The sequence below is a fragment of the Streptococcus sp. NSJ-72 genome (genome assembly GCF_014334035.1).
In the GTDB taxonomy this organism is placed as follows: domain Bacteria; phylum Bacillota; class Bacilli; order Lactobacillales; family Streptococcaceae; genus Streptococcus; species Streptococcus constellatus.
In genome coordinates, this window is the sequence record NZ_CP060489.1 from 437,948 (window position 1) to 454,504 (window position 16,557).

The window sequence follows — 16,557 nt, forward strand, 5'->3', positions numbered from 1 at the left end:
TTAGTCTAAAATGAAGAGACTGAACTGTTTGCTCAGTCTCTTTTGTGATAGTTAGTTTTCAGTTTTCTCTGACGATATGTATTGATCAATTGAGGTGTGAACGAGGGTTAAAAATTTTTCTTTGAAGATTTGTGGTGGGAGTGGATTTTCTTGGGTTATCCACACTTCAATGTTGGCAATCACATAATGAACCAGTAGGGAGATGATAAAGTTACCTGGTAAATCAATAAGTGATTGATTCGGTTTGATATTTTCAAGCGCCCATTTTGTGTAAATCTTTTTTAAATAATTGGTCCAATGAGGGTCCATTGAGCTAGAATACAGCATCTTTAACCATTTTCTATTTTCATAAAGGATAGGAAAAATTTTATCTGCAATGAAAAGAAAGGGGTCTTTATTTGTCAATGTACTATATTCTAAAAATGTCTCGTAAACAGGTTTATCGATACTATCATGAATAAATGCAATGATATCATCAATATTGTGAAAATGATGTTTGTAGATTGCTTGACGTGAAATACCAGCTTTCTTGGCGAGCTCGCTCATCGAAAGATTAGTTTCATCAGGATTTAGCATCGCTAAATCGTAGAAGGCGTCTAAAATTTTTTGTTTATTACCTTTTACCATATGAAAATACCTCTTATTTTCTTTTTTAGTATAAAGAAAATAGAAAAAGATTTCAATAAAAAACTGTGGAATTGTTGGAATAATTTTATAGCATTTAATAAATACAAAATATTTAATATCTGCTTATGCAATGTGAAAGATAGTTGACATTTATAAATGATGTCGTAAAAGCTAAGCAAAAAGATTTATAAAATAGTTTAATTATGATGTAATAGCAAATGTGCAATTTTTAGCTTATGAGCATTCTACTGTTATGAAAATCTTAATAGCTATGTGATATTTTACATGGAGAATAGATTAAAATCATAAAAACTATATGCTAAAATATTGACGGTATAAATTTAAAGCGGTACAATATTAGTGTATAGTAGGGGGTGGCTGTCTTATTTTAGCTAGGCGTTTTTATTTGTGTCATTCTGTTATAAGGAGGAAAACGTGAAAAAAATAAAGGTAATGGTCGTTTTTGGTACAAGACCTGAAGCTATCAAGATGGCTCCACTTATTCTTCAATTGAAAAAACAATCAGAGAAATTTGAAACTATGACAGTTGTGACTGCACAACATCGACAAATGTTAGATCAAGTATTACAAACATTTAATATTGAACCAGATATTGATTTGAATATCATGGGAAAGCAGCAAACATTAACGGATATTACTGTAAAAATTTTAAACCAACTGGACAAACTTTTAAAAGAAGTGAAACCTGACATCATTTTGGTACATGGAGATACAACGACAACATTTGCAACAAGTTTGGCAGCTTTTTATAATCAAGTTCGAATTGGACATGTGGAAGCTGGTTTGAGGACATGGGAAAAGTATTCTCCATTTCCAGAAGAAATGAATCGTCAAATGACAGATGCTGTAACAGATCTCTATTTTGCCCCAACGATGCAAAGTAAAGAAAATCTCATTAAGGAAAATCATGATGAAAAAACCATATTTGTTACAGGGAATACAGCGATTGACGCTTTAAAATTGACTGTTCAAGAGAATTATCATCATGATGTTTTGGAGCAAATACCATCAAATCATCGGCTTATTCTTGTTACCATGCACCGTCGTGAAAATCAAGGAGAACCAATGCGTCGTGTGTTTAGAACCTTGCGGCAAGTGGTCGAAGCGCATGATGATGTTGAGGTCATTTATCCTGTTCATTTAAGTCCAGCCGTTCAAGAGGCAGCAAAGGAAATTCTTAGCAATCATCCGCAGATTCATCTAATTGAGCCTTTAGATGTTGTGGATTTTCATAATATTGCAGCGAGAAGTTATTTCATTATGTCTGATTCTGGAGGTGTCCAAGAGGAAGCCCCTTCTTTAGGAAAACCGGTGCTTGTATTGCGTGATACGACAGAGAGACCAGAAGGCGTGACTGCTGGGACATTGAAGTTAGTTGGAACAGAAAGTGAGAATATTCGCGAGGCTATGGAGACATTGTTGACAGATGAGACTGTTTATCATCAAATGTCTCAAGCTAGCAATCCATACGGTGATGGTAGAGCTTCTGAGCGGATTGTAGAAGCGATTGCGTATTACTTTGGTCGTGCAGAAAGACCAGAAAATTTTGTGATAGGAGAATAAGATGTATCGAAAAAGAGAACTGGAATGGACAATTGCTTTACTTATCTTGATTATCTTAGCAATTGTTAGTTATAGTTTCTATTTTGCGAGCAGTATTTTAAATATTGAAATTATTTTGATAGTTCTTGCGGTTTTGAGTGTATTTCTTTTACCAGATATGCTGCTCACTTGGTTACTGATCTTTAGCAGTGTATTGGCAACAATTTTTTTGGTTGCAGGTGTTGTGTATATACCAACAAATCAATGTTTTCTACTATTGATTACCTTTCCGCTTATTTTAAGCATATCACAACAAGTCAATGTTCACCGACGAACCTATCTTTCTATTGTCAAGGATCATACTGAGCAAGTAAGGGAAATGTATCAACATCATTTACAAGCTATTCAAGATGGGCGAGAAGAAAGTTTACAAGCTTTATTAGTTCATTGGGCACATAATGATTATTTTCAACAAATTTATCCTAAAGAATTCCGTTGGATGTTGGTGCGGATCTATGTGACTTTAAAGAAATGTATGCAGGGAACAGGTGCTGTTTATTATCTTTCAAATGGGAATTTTCTCATTTTATGTTCGGGAGAAGGGCAATCTCCAGCAGAGATATTCCAGCACAATATGCTTGCTAAATTGTCTTTGCTTCGCTTTAAAACTAGTAAAAGTGTGCACGAAGTGCAGTATAAATCAGGCTATCTGTTGATTGATTCAGAAAATTGTGAAAAGTTTTTAAACTTTGATGATTTTGTTAAAAATCTGGACAGACAACTTGAAACAGACATTATTGTAGAATATTAGGAGGAAATTTGTGACAATCACCAATATTTTTTTCGGGGTAGCATTAGCAATTAGTATCTTTTTTACTTTATGCTTCGTTGTATTATTTATTTGCTATTTAGTCATTTACAATAGAGTAAATAAAAACTTTAAGGCGGTGAACCATGATTAGTCAGTTGATTATGATTATAACCTTGGTATCCATTTGGTTGTCCTTAATTTGGAGTCTAGTAACCTTGAGTTCTGGTGTTCATTTTTGGTTGAAACATAGTGATTTTAAAGTAGATGTTAGTCCTTTAAAGTATTATCCAAAGGTCACGATCGTCGTACCAGCTCATAATGAAGATGTGGTCATTGCGCAAACCGCAAGGGCTATTTTGGATATGAATTATCCTCATGATAAAGTTGAACTGCTTTTATTTGCAGATAATTGCGAAGATGATACTTATCAAGAAATGTTAAACGTAAAGGCGATGTCAGAGTACGCTACAAGAGATATTACCATTACTGATCGAAAAGGGACCGGAGGGAAAGCGGGTGTGTTAAATGACGCTTTGAAAATAGCTAAGGGCGATTATATCTGTGTTTATGACGCGGATGCTATGCCAGAGAAAAATGCTCTTTATTTTCTTGTTAAAAAAGTGTTGGAAGATCCTGAACGCCATGTGGCCTCTTTTGGTCGAAACAAGACACGAAATGCTAATCAAAATTTCTTAACACGTTGTATCAATCAAGAGATTGTCGTGACGCAACGAATTCAGCATGTTGGTATGTGGCATATGTTTAAAATTGGTCGTATTCCTGGTACAAATTTTATCATCAATACGGAATTTGTAAAAAGTATTGGTGGGTGGCGAAATGGCGCCTTGACAGAAGATACTGATATTTCTTTTAAAATTATGCAAAGTGGGAAATTGATTGCTTTGGCTTATAATTCTGAAGCTTTCCAACAAGAACCAGAGACAGTTAAAAGCTATTATATGCAGCGGAAACGTTGGGCTAAAGGAAATTATGAAGTTGTTATTTCAAATTTCAAGCATTTGTTTGACAAGAGCAATTGGCGCGTGAAATTAGAGGTAGCCTACTATTCTTGTGTCTTCTTCTGGTTTAATGCAGCGATTATTTTATCGGATATTGTCCTTTTGTCAAATGTGATTGCTATTATCGTTCATCTATTTGTCCCAAGTGTTCATATTCCTTTTACATTTGATTCAAGTAATATTTACATTGCGCAATTGATGTTGTTTAATTGGCTTTTGATGATTATGCTGTATCTCTTACAAATCAATATCTCTCTTGCTTCCCAATTTGGTCAAGCAACTTCTAAGCAGATTTGGTTAGCATTGGTATCTTATTTTACTTACTCGCAGTTATTTATTATTGTTTCAATTGATGCTGTAACTTCTGTTACATTGGACAAACTCTTCCACCGTGATGGAACCAAATGGGTTAAAACAAAGCGATTTGCAGGATAGGAGGAAACGTGAAAAGAACAAATTTAAGATATGTTTGGCTAGTTGGTATTTTATTGACATTAACTGCGATTTTTACTTATGTCAGAATAAATAGTACAGGTCATTTAAAAAGTCAGATTTCTCAACAATGGTTAAAAGGTTATGTTGTTCGACAAAAAGATCAAGCTTATGTAAAAACAACCAATAATAAGAAAAAAGATGTTGTCTTGTCTGAATCACAAGGCTATGGAATGGTGATTGCTGTTGAAGCTGCAAAACAAAGGAATGCTAGCCTGAAAGATTTTGAACGTTTGTACAATTATTATTTGGCACATCGTATAAAAAATACGCAGCTGATGTCATGGCGGCAAACGGTTAAGAATGGCATCGTTAAAGCTGAAACTAATAATGCAACTGATGGCGATCTTTATATTGCATATGCTTTGATTCAAGCAGCTAAACTATGGCCACAAAAGGCTGCCGTTTATAATGCGCAGGCCAAGGCAATTTTGAAGGATATTTTGACTTATAATTATAACAGTACAACAGGAGTGCTGACGGTTGGAAATTGGGCAACTTCAGACTCAAAATACTATCGTTTAATGCGAACATCAGATGTTCTTCCAGCTCAATTCCAAGCTTTTTACAAGTTGACAGGTAATAGGCAATGGTTAAATATCAGATCAAACATGCTATCTAAATTGGAAATGATGAGTGCTAAAACAAAAACAGGTCTACTTCCAGATTTTCTTTGGGTGGAGGCAAATACGGTTCGTGCAGTTGAGAAAAAGTCGGTCGCTTCTAAATATGACGGTGATTATTATTACAATGCTTGTCGTTTACCTTATAATTTAGCGCAAAGTCAGGATAAACAAAGTCAGAAGATTTTAGATAAAATGATGAATTTCTTTATGAAACAAGAGATTCTTTATGCAGGCTATACTTTGAAAGGAAAAGCGCTAAATAATTATCAATCTGCCAGCTTTGGTGCTCCAATTTTTTATGCGGCTAATCGAAATTCGGCATATCGCAAACTGGTTCAGCAGAACAAATATATCTTTATGCAAGATTTGTCAAAAGAAAATTATTATGAAGCAGCAATGATTACTCTTGTTGCGCTAGATGCTTTATAAAATAAACTTCCTCGAATATTAAATCCGAGGAAGTTTTAAGTTATAGTTATAAAAGAAGATACTTATTCTTCTTTTTTCTTTAAATGGAGCAAGTAGCCACTGACAAGAATGAACATGCTAGCAATGATGAGATTGCTTTGGCTTTCTTTATTTCCAGTTTGAGGAAGTTGAGCTTTTTTAGCAGTGCTCATCATTTGAGGTTGAGGAGTGTAGCGTAGGGTTGTCGCTTGAGCTGCCTGAGGTTTTTGATTGATGATCTCAACAACTTCAGTAGAAGGTTTTTGTTCTTTCTCAAGATCTTTCAGTTGAGCTAATTGACTGCCAAAGATAGCATTGGATACCCAACGGTAGAAATGAATAGTATGCAGACGATTAGTTGGATTTCCAGCATAGATGAACATAGGTTGGTCTTTATAGCTGCCGGAAATCGCAACAATTTTATTAGCTAAGTTTTCATTTCCTGGCCACCAACCAGCAATGTAGTAGTCGCTACCTGCAATTGTTGCCAAAGTCTTGAAATTGGCAGGAACCTTGGCAATCCAGTTTCCAGAATTAGAATAGAAGAGGTCATTCTTATTGTAACCACTGGTTAGCGGATCTGCATCATCAATGATAGCTTTCATCAGGCCTTCGTAATCACTACCACCTTTGAAATGTTCCGCATCAAAGCCACTAAGGACACCGAGTTTTTCAAGGCGTTGCATAGCAGTGCCACCAACTATGATTGTCGGTTTCAAACCGAGAAGAGACTTGTCAAAATTATCGCTTTCTAGAACAATCACATCAGCTTCTTCAGGGGTATTGACAATATCAAATCCCAAATTCTTCAAAGCAAGAGCAGTATGAGCAGGAGTATCTACACCAGCCCAATAATATTGATGAGGCGGTGCATAAACTTTTAAAGCTTTTAAGGCTTGACCTTGAGGAACTTTATACAGTGCATCTCCATAAATTGCAAAGTTGTTCAGCAGGTTGGCAAAAGTAGGAGTATCTACGATATAGCCGTCATCTGTCAAATAAACTTTCTTACCGTCTCGGATTGCACGATTGACAGCGCGAACGGCACTTTCTGAAGTATTGGCAATGACATAATACGGTGCTTTGTGGTCAATTTCACTGGTTCGAGTAGCACGAAGAGCAGTTACTTCACCGAGTTTACCGTCAAAGAGTTTATCTTTGAAAACAGCTACAGCCTTAAAACCTCTCATATCTGGGAAATTAACCAGCAGTTCTGCATACATAGCAGCCCAAGCAGATTCGTTGGAACCCTTGTAGAGGATATGATTGGCATAACCACGTTTGGCTTGCGCCATGTCAACAACCAAATCGCCTTTCTTATAACCGCCAGTATCTTCCTTCAATTCTTGAATGACAACCCCATTTCTCTTGAAGTATTCAATCATATTAAAGGCTTGTTGAGAGTCATTGGATTTGTCAAGTTCCATTGGAATGACATAGTAATCAGGGAAGAATTTCTTTTGTCCATGTTTGATACGACCGACTACTTTACCGTCTGGTCCAACTAATTCATTTTCAGCTTTTGGATCTTCAACCTTGTTGATGCCACGGAGATAGAAGTTGAGGCGCATTTCCATGAGTTTATTAGGATCTTGGGACAGGTAAGAGATACCTCCAAGGACAGCGTGATAACCAGCTTTATAGGATTCTTGATTGCCCTCAGGGATTTCAACGGTATGTCCTAATATTCCGTGGTACATAGCATAGACACCAGTGTAGCCAGAGAAGGAGTCATCCCAGCCATCGCCCCAGTCTAGTTTAGGAATGATGTAGTGATCATACTTGGAATTGGCAACACCAGCACGGCCCATGTGGTGGGCATTTTCCAACATATTTTTTGCCAAAAGGTCATATTCAAAGTTTGGATCGTGCGGTGGAGTAGCTGGCTCAATCAGGAAGTCCTTGACAAAGCCGTGGATGTCGTAAAGTGCAATTGGATTCCATTTGTTGATGAGTCCAGCAACAATACGGGTTTCTGGGTTGGCCTGATAGCTAGTATCGCGGTTTGGATCGATTCCGTTAGCTAGGGCACGGGTATTGGCAACATCTCCGTCAGGATTTTCAGTAAAGTCAAAGAGGAAAATGAATTTCTTGAGGAGTTCTTTGACACTGAGTGTGACAGTCTTAGCATTGCCATTAGCATCAGTGGTTTGGAAAGAAATTTGATCTTTGGTCGCAAAAGTATTGAAGAGTCCAGTGATGATGTCGATAGCAGGTTGTTCATCGGCGTGGGTATTGTTGATAAGGACTGGCAGTTTATAGTCCAGTGTGCCATTTTTCAGAGCTGCTAACATTTCAGCTGGTTTAGTGAGAGCGAGTCGATTGGTTGTATTGAGATAGTCGTCAATGCTCTTTTGATCGGAACTGATGATACCAAGTTTAACATCGCGTCCTTGAGCGCTTTTACCAGTCGTTTCGATTTTGACAAGACGATCCGTTTTAGCATCCTGCCGGCTCTTTTCGATAGCTGCCAGCATTTCGCCATGAGTATGGAAATCTTCGTAAGGTCGCAGAACGATGTTCTTGCGAATGGTCAGGCCTAGATCTTCACTGGTTCCGACTAATTCATGAGTACCCATAAAGTTGCGGTAGGTTCTGCGGATATTATTTGGTGTCCGCAGGCTTAAGTCTTGACCAAATAGCTCATTAAATTTAAGGGAAACTTTGAGGTCATTTCCATCAGCTTTTTCCTCTACAGTGACAAATGGGTCGCCTGAGAAGGTTCCATCAGCCATCTTCCAAGTTTTCCACTCACTAATCGGCTTGTTATCTAATTTCCAGGTAATCTTACCAGCTTGAGCTCCCTGTTCCTGCACAGTATCAGTAATTGTAGCTTTTTCAGACATATGGACTGTACTATCAGTTAATTGGACCTTCTTTTCTTCTGTTCCAGCTGCTCGTGTTTCTGTTTTTGCAGGTGTTGCAGGCGTCTCTGTTCCGGATTCGTTTGTAGTAGAAGTTGGGCTGTCTATTGAAGGAGTGTTTTCCGATTTCTGTGCTTCTTCTTGATGGGTTGTTGTGGGAAGCTGAACTCCAGTTGATGAAGAATCTGGCGTTACATTCGCTCTAGTTGCATTTGTTTCCGTACTTGCCTTTTCGGCAGGAACTACTGTTTCTGTCTTGTTAGTAATAGGCTTCTCCGTGCTATCTTGCGTATCTGCAGCAGCATTTCCTTGCGTTAAAACTGCAACAAGAACGGCAGCTGATAAGCTGAGAACATTTGTGTACAACCGTTTCTTATATGAATTTTTCATAAGAAACCTCCTTTATTATTTGAAGTATACAAAGGTAGTATACCAGGAAATGTAAACGATTTCAAGGAAAAATATAGATAAAAAACAGAAATATGTATAAAACAATAGGTATGTAATGAATATGAGTGGAAACAAAAAATTATGATGAATGTAACAGAAAACGTTTACAAAAAACAGTAAAAATGATATGCTTTATATAAACCGGTTTACTAACAAAAAGAGATGTACTGAATAATCCTCTCAATGATTGAAATTTATATGTATAGGAGTTGAATATGAATTCAGAAATTAGAAATCATTTTGTATCGAAAAAGTTGCTTATTTCCATTTCATCTGTGCTTTTATCTGGAATCTTATTGGCGAATGCTTCGACGATTGTTAGAGCAGATGAAGCAACAATTAATCCATCTCAGAACTCTGGAGTAACTTCACAAGCAGATACTCAGATAGAGAAAATTACAGAAGAGACAAACCAACAGAGCATGGTAAATCAAGCTATTTATAATCTTTTGAAAAATGGAGATTTTAGTCAGTTAGAAGATAAGCAAGGTTATTGGACAGGGACAAAGGCTATTGGTTGGACAGCTTGGATAGATAACAATTACAAAGACAATACTCCTTCTAGAAAGATAGAAGTGATTGATCAAGCTGTTATGCTGTCTAGTTCGGAACCTTTTCGAGCAGTTGTGCATCAGGAGCTAACTGTTGATGCCAGCAAAAAATACAAACTCCGTTTTAAAATCAAAGCAGAAAATAAAACTGGTGCAGCTTATGTTCGTATCATTGAAGGAGAGGGGACTCAGAAGAATCTTTGGTATTCTGAAAAAATATCAGGAACAACCGATTGGAAAGTGTTGGAAAAAGATTATGTTCCTCTTTCAGCTGCTAAAAAAATTAAAATAGAGTTGTTTTATGATAAAGGAACGGGCTCAGTTTCTTTTAAAGATGTTGAATTAGTAGAAAATGGAAATAAGGTGGAAGAAAAACCGCAGGAAACAGAAAAGGGAATAGAAGATAAGATTGATCTTCCATTAGGGAAAAAATATGTTTTAAACAAAGTGGAATATAATTATTCAATAGAAAATAGTACAATAGCCTCTGTAAAAAATGGAATTGTTGAACCACTAAAAGAAGGTCTGACGAATATTAAAGTTGAAAAAGACGGCAAAGTCGTAAAGACAATTCCTTTAACGGTAACGAGGTCTGCTAAAGATCAATATAGTCAACTGTTGGAAGACTGGAATGATATTATTGCAGGTAATCGCTATTTCAATCCAAAAGATCCATACATGTCTACTTTTAACAAAGAATTAGAGGACAAAGTAACAGAAAACTTGAAAACAATCTCATCTAAAGAAAATCGAACTTACTTATGGGAAAAATTAGCAAACTATGAAACTTCTTCTAACTTGACAGCAACTTATCGCAAGTTAGAAGAAATGGCAAAGCAGATTACGAATCCTCACTCTAGCTATTATCAAGATGCCAACGTTATCCGTACTGTTCGAGAGGCTATGGAATGGCTTCATAAAAATGTATACAATAGCTCTAAAAATATCGTTGGAAATTGGTGGGACTACGAGATTGGTACACCAAGAGCCATTAATAATACACTGTCTTTGATGCAGGAATATTTTTCAAATGATGAAATAAAAACGTATACTGATGTTATTGAAAAATTCGTACCAGATCCAGAATATTTCCGGAAAACAACTACGCCATTTAAAGCCTTAGGTGGTAACTTAGTGGATATGGGACGTGTAAAAATCATTGCAGGCCTGTTGCGCAAAGATAAACAAGAAGTTGCTGCTACGATTCGTTCCATTGAGCAAGTTTTCACTTTGGTAAATAGTGGTGAAGGCTTCTATCCAGACGGCTCTTATATCGATCATACCAATGTTGCTTATACAGGAGCTTATGGCAATGTTTTAATTGATGGGCTTTCTCAATTGTTGCCGATTATTCAGAAAACTTCAACTCCTATAGCAACAGAAAAAATGAAGACCATGTATCATTGGATTGACAAATCATTCTTGCCTTTGATTGTTCATGGAGAGCTAATGGATTTGAGTCGCGGACGCTCTATTAGTCGTGCTAATAGTGAAGACCATGTGGCAGCAGTTGAAGTACTTCGAGGCATTCATCGAATTGCAGAAATGTCAGATGAAGCAACAAAACAAAAATTGAAATCAATTATTAAGACGATTATCCAATCCGATACGTTCTATAATGTATTTAACAATTTGAAAACATATCGTGATATTAGCCTGATGGAAAATCTGTTAAATGATGCCTCTGTAGCAACAATCTCAAGAGAGAGTTACTTATCAGCTTTTAATGCAATGGATAAATTAGCTTTGTATCATGCTGAAAAAGATTTTGGCTTCGGCTTGTCTATGTTCTCCAGCCGAACCAAAAATTATGAAGGAATGAACAAGGAAAACAGAAAAGGTTGGTATACAGGAGATGGCATGTTTTATCTTTATAATGGAGATTTGAGCCATTATAGTAATCATTATTGGGCGACTGTTAATCCGTATAAATTGCCAGGAACGACCGAAACGTCTGCTCCTAGAGAAGATGATTCTGGTCAAGGCGTGCTGCCATCTGGTTTTGTAGGGACAAACAAGCTAGATGAAAAAAATGCGACAGCAGCTATGGATTTTACAAATTGGAATAAAACATTGACAGCACATAAGAGTTGGTTTATGTTAAATGGTAACATAGCTTTTCTTGGAAGTGCCATTCAAAACCGTTCAAATGATACAGTCTCAACCACCATTGAGCAAAGAAAAGAAAACCCAGAAAGTCCTTACAAAGTATATGTTAATGATAAAGAAGAAGGTTTAGCGGACAAAGAAAATCCGTATAATGCGACGAAGAGTGTCTTTCTAGAGTCAAACGACAAAAATAAAAATATCGGTTATTTCTTCTTTAAAAAGACAGACATTACAATGATGAAGAGGATTCAAGAAGGGACTTGGAAAGATATCAATGCTTCTCAATCCGATGCGAAAGTGCAGAATACCTTTATTACCATTAGTCAGACTCATAAGGGAGATGGTGATAGCTATAGTTATATGATGATTCCCAATGTAGATCGTACCACCTTTAATCAAATGGTGAAAGATTTGGAAGGCGCTCTCCTTAAAAATAATGATAAATTGCAAGCTGTTTATGATGCTCAACAACAAGTTTGGGGCATTGTGAAATATGATGATTCTGTTTCGACTATTTCAGACCGATTCCAAGTAAGGAAACGAGGGTTGTACACTATTAGAAAAGAAGACAATGAATACAAAGTTTCGTACTATAATCCAGAAACAAAAAGCTCTGCTAGCAAAGACGAGGTCTTTAAAGAATTAGCAATAGCAAAACCAACTGATGAAAATTCATCAAAAAATAAGGGAAAGAAAATGAAAGAAAGTGAGACTGAGACAGCCCTTCCTAAAGGAAAAAAGAAAACTCTTCCTCAAACGGGAGAAGGAGCCACTATTTTACCCCTTTTGGGCATATTATTGGTGGGAAGTGGTTACGTTGTTCTTCGGCTGAAATAAATCTCCAAAAGCTGAAAATCAATTGATTTGATTTTCGGCTTTTTGTTTTTACTTCATTCATAGTCATGATAATAAAAAAATAAAATTTTTACATAGAATTATATGATCGTTACTCGTTTTAAATTCAGGGAACTATATAGCACTTTATCCTAATCACAACATATAGTATCTTAAAATAAGATTTTTGTAAATTTGACAATCATACTTTGTGGTTGTGTGAACAGGTATATCATTTCCTAAATTTATTTATTATATGGTATAATAAATAAGGATGATCTCTAAAAAATGATAAATATAATCTATTGACAGGAGGATAAAATGTTTAAAATAAAAAGAAGAACAAATAAGATTATCAGAGGTGCACTATTTCTGCTAGCTCTCCTTTTTAGTTTTCACATAACGGTGAAGCAAGTAATTCATGCTAAGACGATTCCAAACGTCATCACTTCAATGAAGGTGACGGATAGTGACGGAAATCCTCTCCAAGGTGACCTTAAAAAATGGCAGGATTTTAAGGTTAGTGCAACTTTCTCGTTACCAAATAATACGGTAGCAGCTGGTGATACGACTACAATTGATTTCCCTAAACAGCTTGTTTATAACTCGCCTAATAAAAGTTTCAATATTGTAAGCAGTCAGGGAGATATTGTTGCAGTAGCAAATATTGATGCAACAAATAAAAAAATTGTTCTTACTTATACGGATTATGTTGAAAAACATTCGGATATTAAAGGGACATTTGATTTTCATGTTCGTTTTGATCATCGCGAGCATAAAGTCAACGGAAAAGTTGATTTAGAATTTAAAATTGATGGTAAGATAACGAATGCAGGGAAACCTGGTTTTGTTGGTGCAGGTGAAGCAGAAAAATTTGCAATTGTAAAGGGCGGATGGCCTTTGACCAATGATCCAGAGAGATTGGGCTATGATGTAGCGATAAACCGAACACAAGAAACCTTTAAAAATGCTGTTATTGAAGATGAGTTTGTGGGGAATGGTGTTATTGAAGCCGATTCTGTCAAGATTATCAAGGGAGTATGGCTTTATAATTCGACAACTTCCGAATGGGAATTGCAGCAAGCAGAAGATGTGACAGCTAAATTGAAGGCTAATATTATAGTAAATAAGCGAAAAGCTACTGTCAAAATTGGTGACATTGCTTCAAATGAGGGCTACTATATCAATTATAAAGTGAAATTGAATGGTGAGCCGAAGATTGGAGATGCTTTTATAAATAAGGTCAAATTAACAGCTGACAATACTGTAGATAGAACTACAGAAGTTGAGACACGATATGTAAAAGCCAATGGGAAGGCTGATGGACAAAACTTCACGATTAAGGTTAAAAAAGTTGATGCTAACGGTCAGCCTCTTTCAAATGCTGAGTTTCAAGTGATTCGCAATCGTACGAAAGAAGTGATTGGGACTATTACAACGGATGCCAATGGTATGGGAGAATTGTCACATCTTTTGAAAGATGAATACACCTTGAAAGAGAGCAAGGCACCAGATGGTTATAAAAAAAGGGATGAAAAGTTCAAGATTTCCCCTTCTGATTTTGGAACAGAACAAACTGTTTTGAGAACGATTGTCAATCAAAAAGTAGGGAACAAGAAGATAAAAATCAGCAAGCTAAATCCAAATGGTAAAATGATTTCAGGTGCCAAACTTCATGTTTACAAAGGAGAAGGAACACAGGGAGAGGTCGTTGCTTCTTGGACATCAGAGTTAGGAAAAACACATGAATTAAGTTTAGATCCTGGAATTTATACTTTTCATGAGGAAACGGCTCCTAATGGCTACAAAGCTGTCAGTGACATTGTTTTTGAGGTAACAACAGCTGGACAAGTGAATATCCTTAAAGCTAAGAATAATACGGCAACTGTCAAAAATGATAGATTAAATATTACAGATCAGTTTGATGAGGCAAGAACGAATATCTCGGTTGTGAAACATTGGGATGACAAAGATAATCAAGCTGGAAAACGTCCAAATCATATTACAGTGAATTTGCTGGCTGACGGGAAAAAGATAGAATCTCAAACGATTAAACCAAATGAAAACGGTAAATGGCGTGCAGAATTTACCAATAAACCAAAATATAAAAATGGAAAAGAAATTCATTATACCATCACTGAAGAGGTTGTTGCTTCTTATCGTGCAGAGATTAGTGGTGATGCAGCATCAGGTTTTGTATTGAAGAATTTATATGATCCATCTCAACCGCCAGCACCAAAACAAAAGATTTTACCAAGGACAGGAACGACAGTTATGGGTGCCTTGATTGTTGTAGGGTTGGTAGTTCTTAACGGGAGTATCTACTTAGCAAAACGAAAAAATAGGTAGGGTTATCTGGTTTGACAAATCGTCCTCTATAGGTGTTTTGATAGTGTAAGATAGTTAAAACAGGCTAGGATTTTCCTAGCCTGTTTAGCTTGTATTTTTCAATAATAGATTTCTTGTTTTTCTTTTTTTTAATAGAAAAGGACTAGATTTTTTACTTCAGTGCGGTATATTGTTTAGCAATTGTTGTAATCGCTTCGTAATTACCTTGGCTGGCAAGTTTGTTAAATTCTCCACCAATACCAATGGCATCCGCACCAGCAGAAAACCAATCTGAAACATTATCCAAATTGACGCCACCTGTCACCATGATAGCTACTTGAGGAATCGGTGCTTTAACGGCAGAGATATATTTTGGACTTAGAGCACTTCCTGGAAAGAGTTTGATGATTTCACTGCCAGCTTCCAGTGCTGTGGTGATTTCTGTTAAGGTCATACAACCCGGAATATAGGGAATGCCATAGAGATTACAGATTCTTGCAGTTTCAGAGTTGAAAGAAGGAGAAACAATATAATGAGCACCTGCTAGCATTGCATCTCTTGCGGTTACAGCATCCAGTACAGTTCCAGCTCCGATACAAACACTGGCATCATCTTGATATAGGTGGTTTAGCTCTTTTATAATTTCGCTAGCGTATTGATTGGTATAAGCAACTTCAATAGCTTTGATACCACCTTTGATACAGGCGATAGATGCTTTGAGTCCTTCTTCTTTTGTCTTTCCACGAACAACAACGACAATTTTTTGTGTTTTTAATTCAATAATGATATCTGATTTGGTCATGCTATTCTCCTAACGAATAATATCTTTGGTGGTTGTTAGCAATTTTTCAATGGCTGTAGCAGATTTGCTCATACTGTCGCCAGCAAGAGTACACTTCATGGTCGCACTCGCAACAGCAAAGTCAAGTGTATCTTTTAAAGAAGCTTGCATGAGTAATTGATAGAGTGCGCCAGAAACAAAAGCATCTCCGCTTCCAACACGTTGATAGACAGCAGTTTTTAGCTGGACAGATTGCTCAAATGTATCACTGAGCGCATAAGCCTGATAGACATTTTTATCTTGTGCATCAGTGGAGCGGAACGTATGAAAAATGGCTTTAAAAGAATAGATTTCTTTTAAATGACGCATGCGATTTTCAATCTCCGCCAAACTTGCTGTTTCTCTTAGAAACATGTCAAGATCTGTTTCATCTGCCATAATTGGATCGATTCCAAAGCAATAGTCGGCATAGCGAGCGAATTTTGAAAATTCATATTTGGCTTCTAAGACAGAAATCATTTTAGTGCGCAAGTTGAGATCCATAGAAATGGTGATGTTCCTTTGCTTTGCTTCTTTCAAAAGACATAGTAGCACTTCGCGGACTTGCTCATCAATGGCAACTGTGATGCCACTGAAATGAAAATGGCTGATTCCTTTAAACAAGCTGTTCATATCCAGCATTTCAGGACGAATCTGACTGATACTAGTATGCTTGCGGTCGTAAAAAACTTCACTTTGGCGGCAACCAAATCCATTTTCCAGATAATAAACCCCAAGTCGGTCACCAAGTCGGAAAATAGTGCTAGTGTCGATGTCATGCTGTTTCAAAAACGTTAGGAATCGATTACCAATTTCATTATCTGGCAATCCTGTAAAAAGTTTTGTGCAAATTCCTAAGGCCTGTAAATTACAGGCGATATTGACTTCCGATCCGCCAAAATAAGTTGTGCTGACCACTTGGTCACCAAGAGAAGAAACGTCTACAGGCGTAATTCGAATCAGTGGCTCACCAAATAGCAATAATTTCGTCATGTGTCAATTCCTTTCGGGTTGCA

General features: G+C 36.7%; 10 protein-coding genes. 6 read left to right on the forward strand and 4 right to left on the reverse strand.

The window, feature by feature from the left end:
- Positions 1-51 precede the first annotated feature (51 nt).
- Complete coding sequence (locus H8787_RS02255) at positions 52-627, reverse strand: TetR/AcrR family transcriptional regulator (RefSeq protein WP_049477144.1); 576 nt, start codon at positions 625-627, stop codon at positions 52-54.
- 435 nt (positions 628-1,062) lie between these two features.
- On the opposite strand from H8787_RS02255, the gene wecB reads away from it, so the two are divergent.
- The 4 genes from wecB to H8787_RS02275 all read left to right on the forward strand — a co-directional run bounded on the left by wecB (position 1,063) and on the right by H8787_RS02275 (position 5,567).
- The gene (gene wecB / locus H8787_RS02260; RefSeq protein ID WP_187328149.1) at positions 1,063-2,211 is read left to right on the forward strand and encodes a non-hydrolyzing UDP-N-acetylglucosamine 2-epimerase; all 1,149 of its coding nucleotides are present in this window, start codon (positions 1,063-1,065) and stop codon (positions 2,209-2,211) included.
- 1 nt (position 2,212) lies between these two features.
- Positions 2,213-3,001, forward strand: coding sequence for a hypothetical protein (locus H8787_RS02265; RefSeq protein ID WP_119056641.1), 789 nt, complete (start codon positions 2,213-2,215; stop codon positions 2,999-3,001).
- Between the two features lie 143 nt (positions 3,002-3,144).
- The gene (locus H8787_RS02270; RefSeq protein ID WP_037598007.1) at positions 3,145-4,455 is read left to right on the forward strand and encodes a glycosyltransferase family 2 protein; all 1,311 of its coding nucleotides are present in this window, start codon (positions 3,145-3,147) and stop codon (positions 4,453-4,455) included.
- 8 nt (positions 4,456-4,463) lie between these two features.
- A complete protein-coding gene (locus H8787_RS02275) occupies positions 4,464-5,567 on the forward strand; it encodes a glycosyl hydrolase family 8 (RefSeq protein ID WP_003070614.1) in 1,104 nt (367 codons plus the stop codon).
- Positions 5,568-5,629: 62 nt separating this feature from the next.
- On the opposite strand, the gene H8787_RS02280 is transcribed toward H8787_RS02275, so the two are convergent.
- Positions 5,630-8,839: an LPXTG-anchored zinc carboxypeptidase gene (locus H8787_RS02280; protein ID WP_187328150.1), complete on the reverse strand. Its 3,210-nt coding sequence runs from the start codon at positions 8,837-8,839 to the stop codon at positions 5,630-5,632.
- Positions 8,840-9,114: 275 nt separating this feature from the next.
- Between H8787_RS02280 and H8787_RS02285 the strand changes: the two genes are divergently transcribed.
- Positions 9,115-12,396, forward strand: coding sequence for a polysaccharide lyase family 8 super-sandwich domain-containing protein (locus tag H8787_RS02285; protein ID WP_187328151.1), 3,282 nt, complete (start codon positions 9,115-9,117; stop codon positions 12,394-12,396).
- Between the two features lie 318 nt (positions 12,397-12,714).
- Positions 12,715-14,742, forward strand: coding sequence for a SpaA isopeptide-forming pilin-related protein (locus H8787_RS02290; protein WP_039677667.1), 2,028 nt, complete (start codon positions 12,715-12,717; stop codon positions 14,740-14,742).
- A 151-nt stretch (positions 14,743-14,893) separates the two neighbouring features.
- Here H8787_RS02290 and H8787_RS02295 read toward each other — a convergent pair whose 3' ends face one another.
- Both H8787_RS02295 and H8787_RS02300 read right to left on the reverse strand, forming a co-directional pair.
- The gene (locus H8787_RS02295) at positions 14,894-15,523 is read right to left on the reverse strand and encodes a bifunctional 4-hydroxy-2-oxoglutarate aldolase/2-dehydro-3-deoxy-phosphogluconate aldolase (RefSeq protein ID WP_006268263.1); all 630 of its coding nucleotides are present in this window, start codon (positions 15,521-15,523) and stop codon (positions 14,894-14,896) included.
- A 9-nt stretch (positions 15,524-15,532) separates the two neighbouring features.
- The gene (locus tag H8787_RS02300; protein WP_187328152.1) at positions 15,533-16,534 is read right to left on the reverse strand and encodes a sugar kinase; all 1,002 of its coding nucleotides are present in this window, start codon (positions 16,532-16,534) and stop codon (positions 15,533-15,535) included.
- Between the last annotated feature and the right edge of the window lie 23 nt (positions 16,535-16,557).

Excerpts from the sequence above, each read along its gene's own strand:
- H8787_RS02300 (WP_187328152.1), bottom strand. The coding sequence starts at position 16,534 with ATGACGAAATTATTGCTATTTGGTGAGCCACTGATTCGAATTACGCCT.
- H8787_RS02280 (WP_187328150.1), bottom strand. The coding sequence starts at position 8,839 with ATGAAAAATTCATATAAGAAACGGTTGTACACAAATGTTCTCAGCTTA.
- H8787_RS02285 (WP_187328151.1), top strand. The coding sequence starts at position 9,115 with ATGAATTCAGAAATTAGAAATCATTTTGTATCGAAAAAGTTGCTTATT.
- H8787_RS02255 (WP_049477144.1), bottom strand. The coding sequence starts at position 627 with ATGGTAAAAGGTAATAAACAAAAAATTTTAGACGCCTTCTACGATTTA.
- H8787_RS02270 (WP_037598007.1), top strand. The coding sequence starts at position 3,145 with ATGATTAGTCAGTTGATTATGATTATAACCTTGGTATCCATTTGGTTG.
- H8787_RS02290 (WP_039677667.1), top strand. The coding sequence starts at position 12,715 with ATGTTTAAAATAAAAAGAAGAACAAATAAGATTATCAGAGGTGCACTA.
- H8787_RS02295 (WP_006268263.1), bottom strand. The coding sequence starts at position 15,523 with ATGACCAAATCAGATATCATTATTGAATTAAAAACACAAAAAATTGTC.
- H8787_RS02265 (WP_119056641.1), top strand. The coding sequence starts at position 2,213 with ATGTATCGAAAAAGAGAACTGGAATGGACAATTGCTTTACTTATCTTG.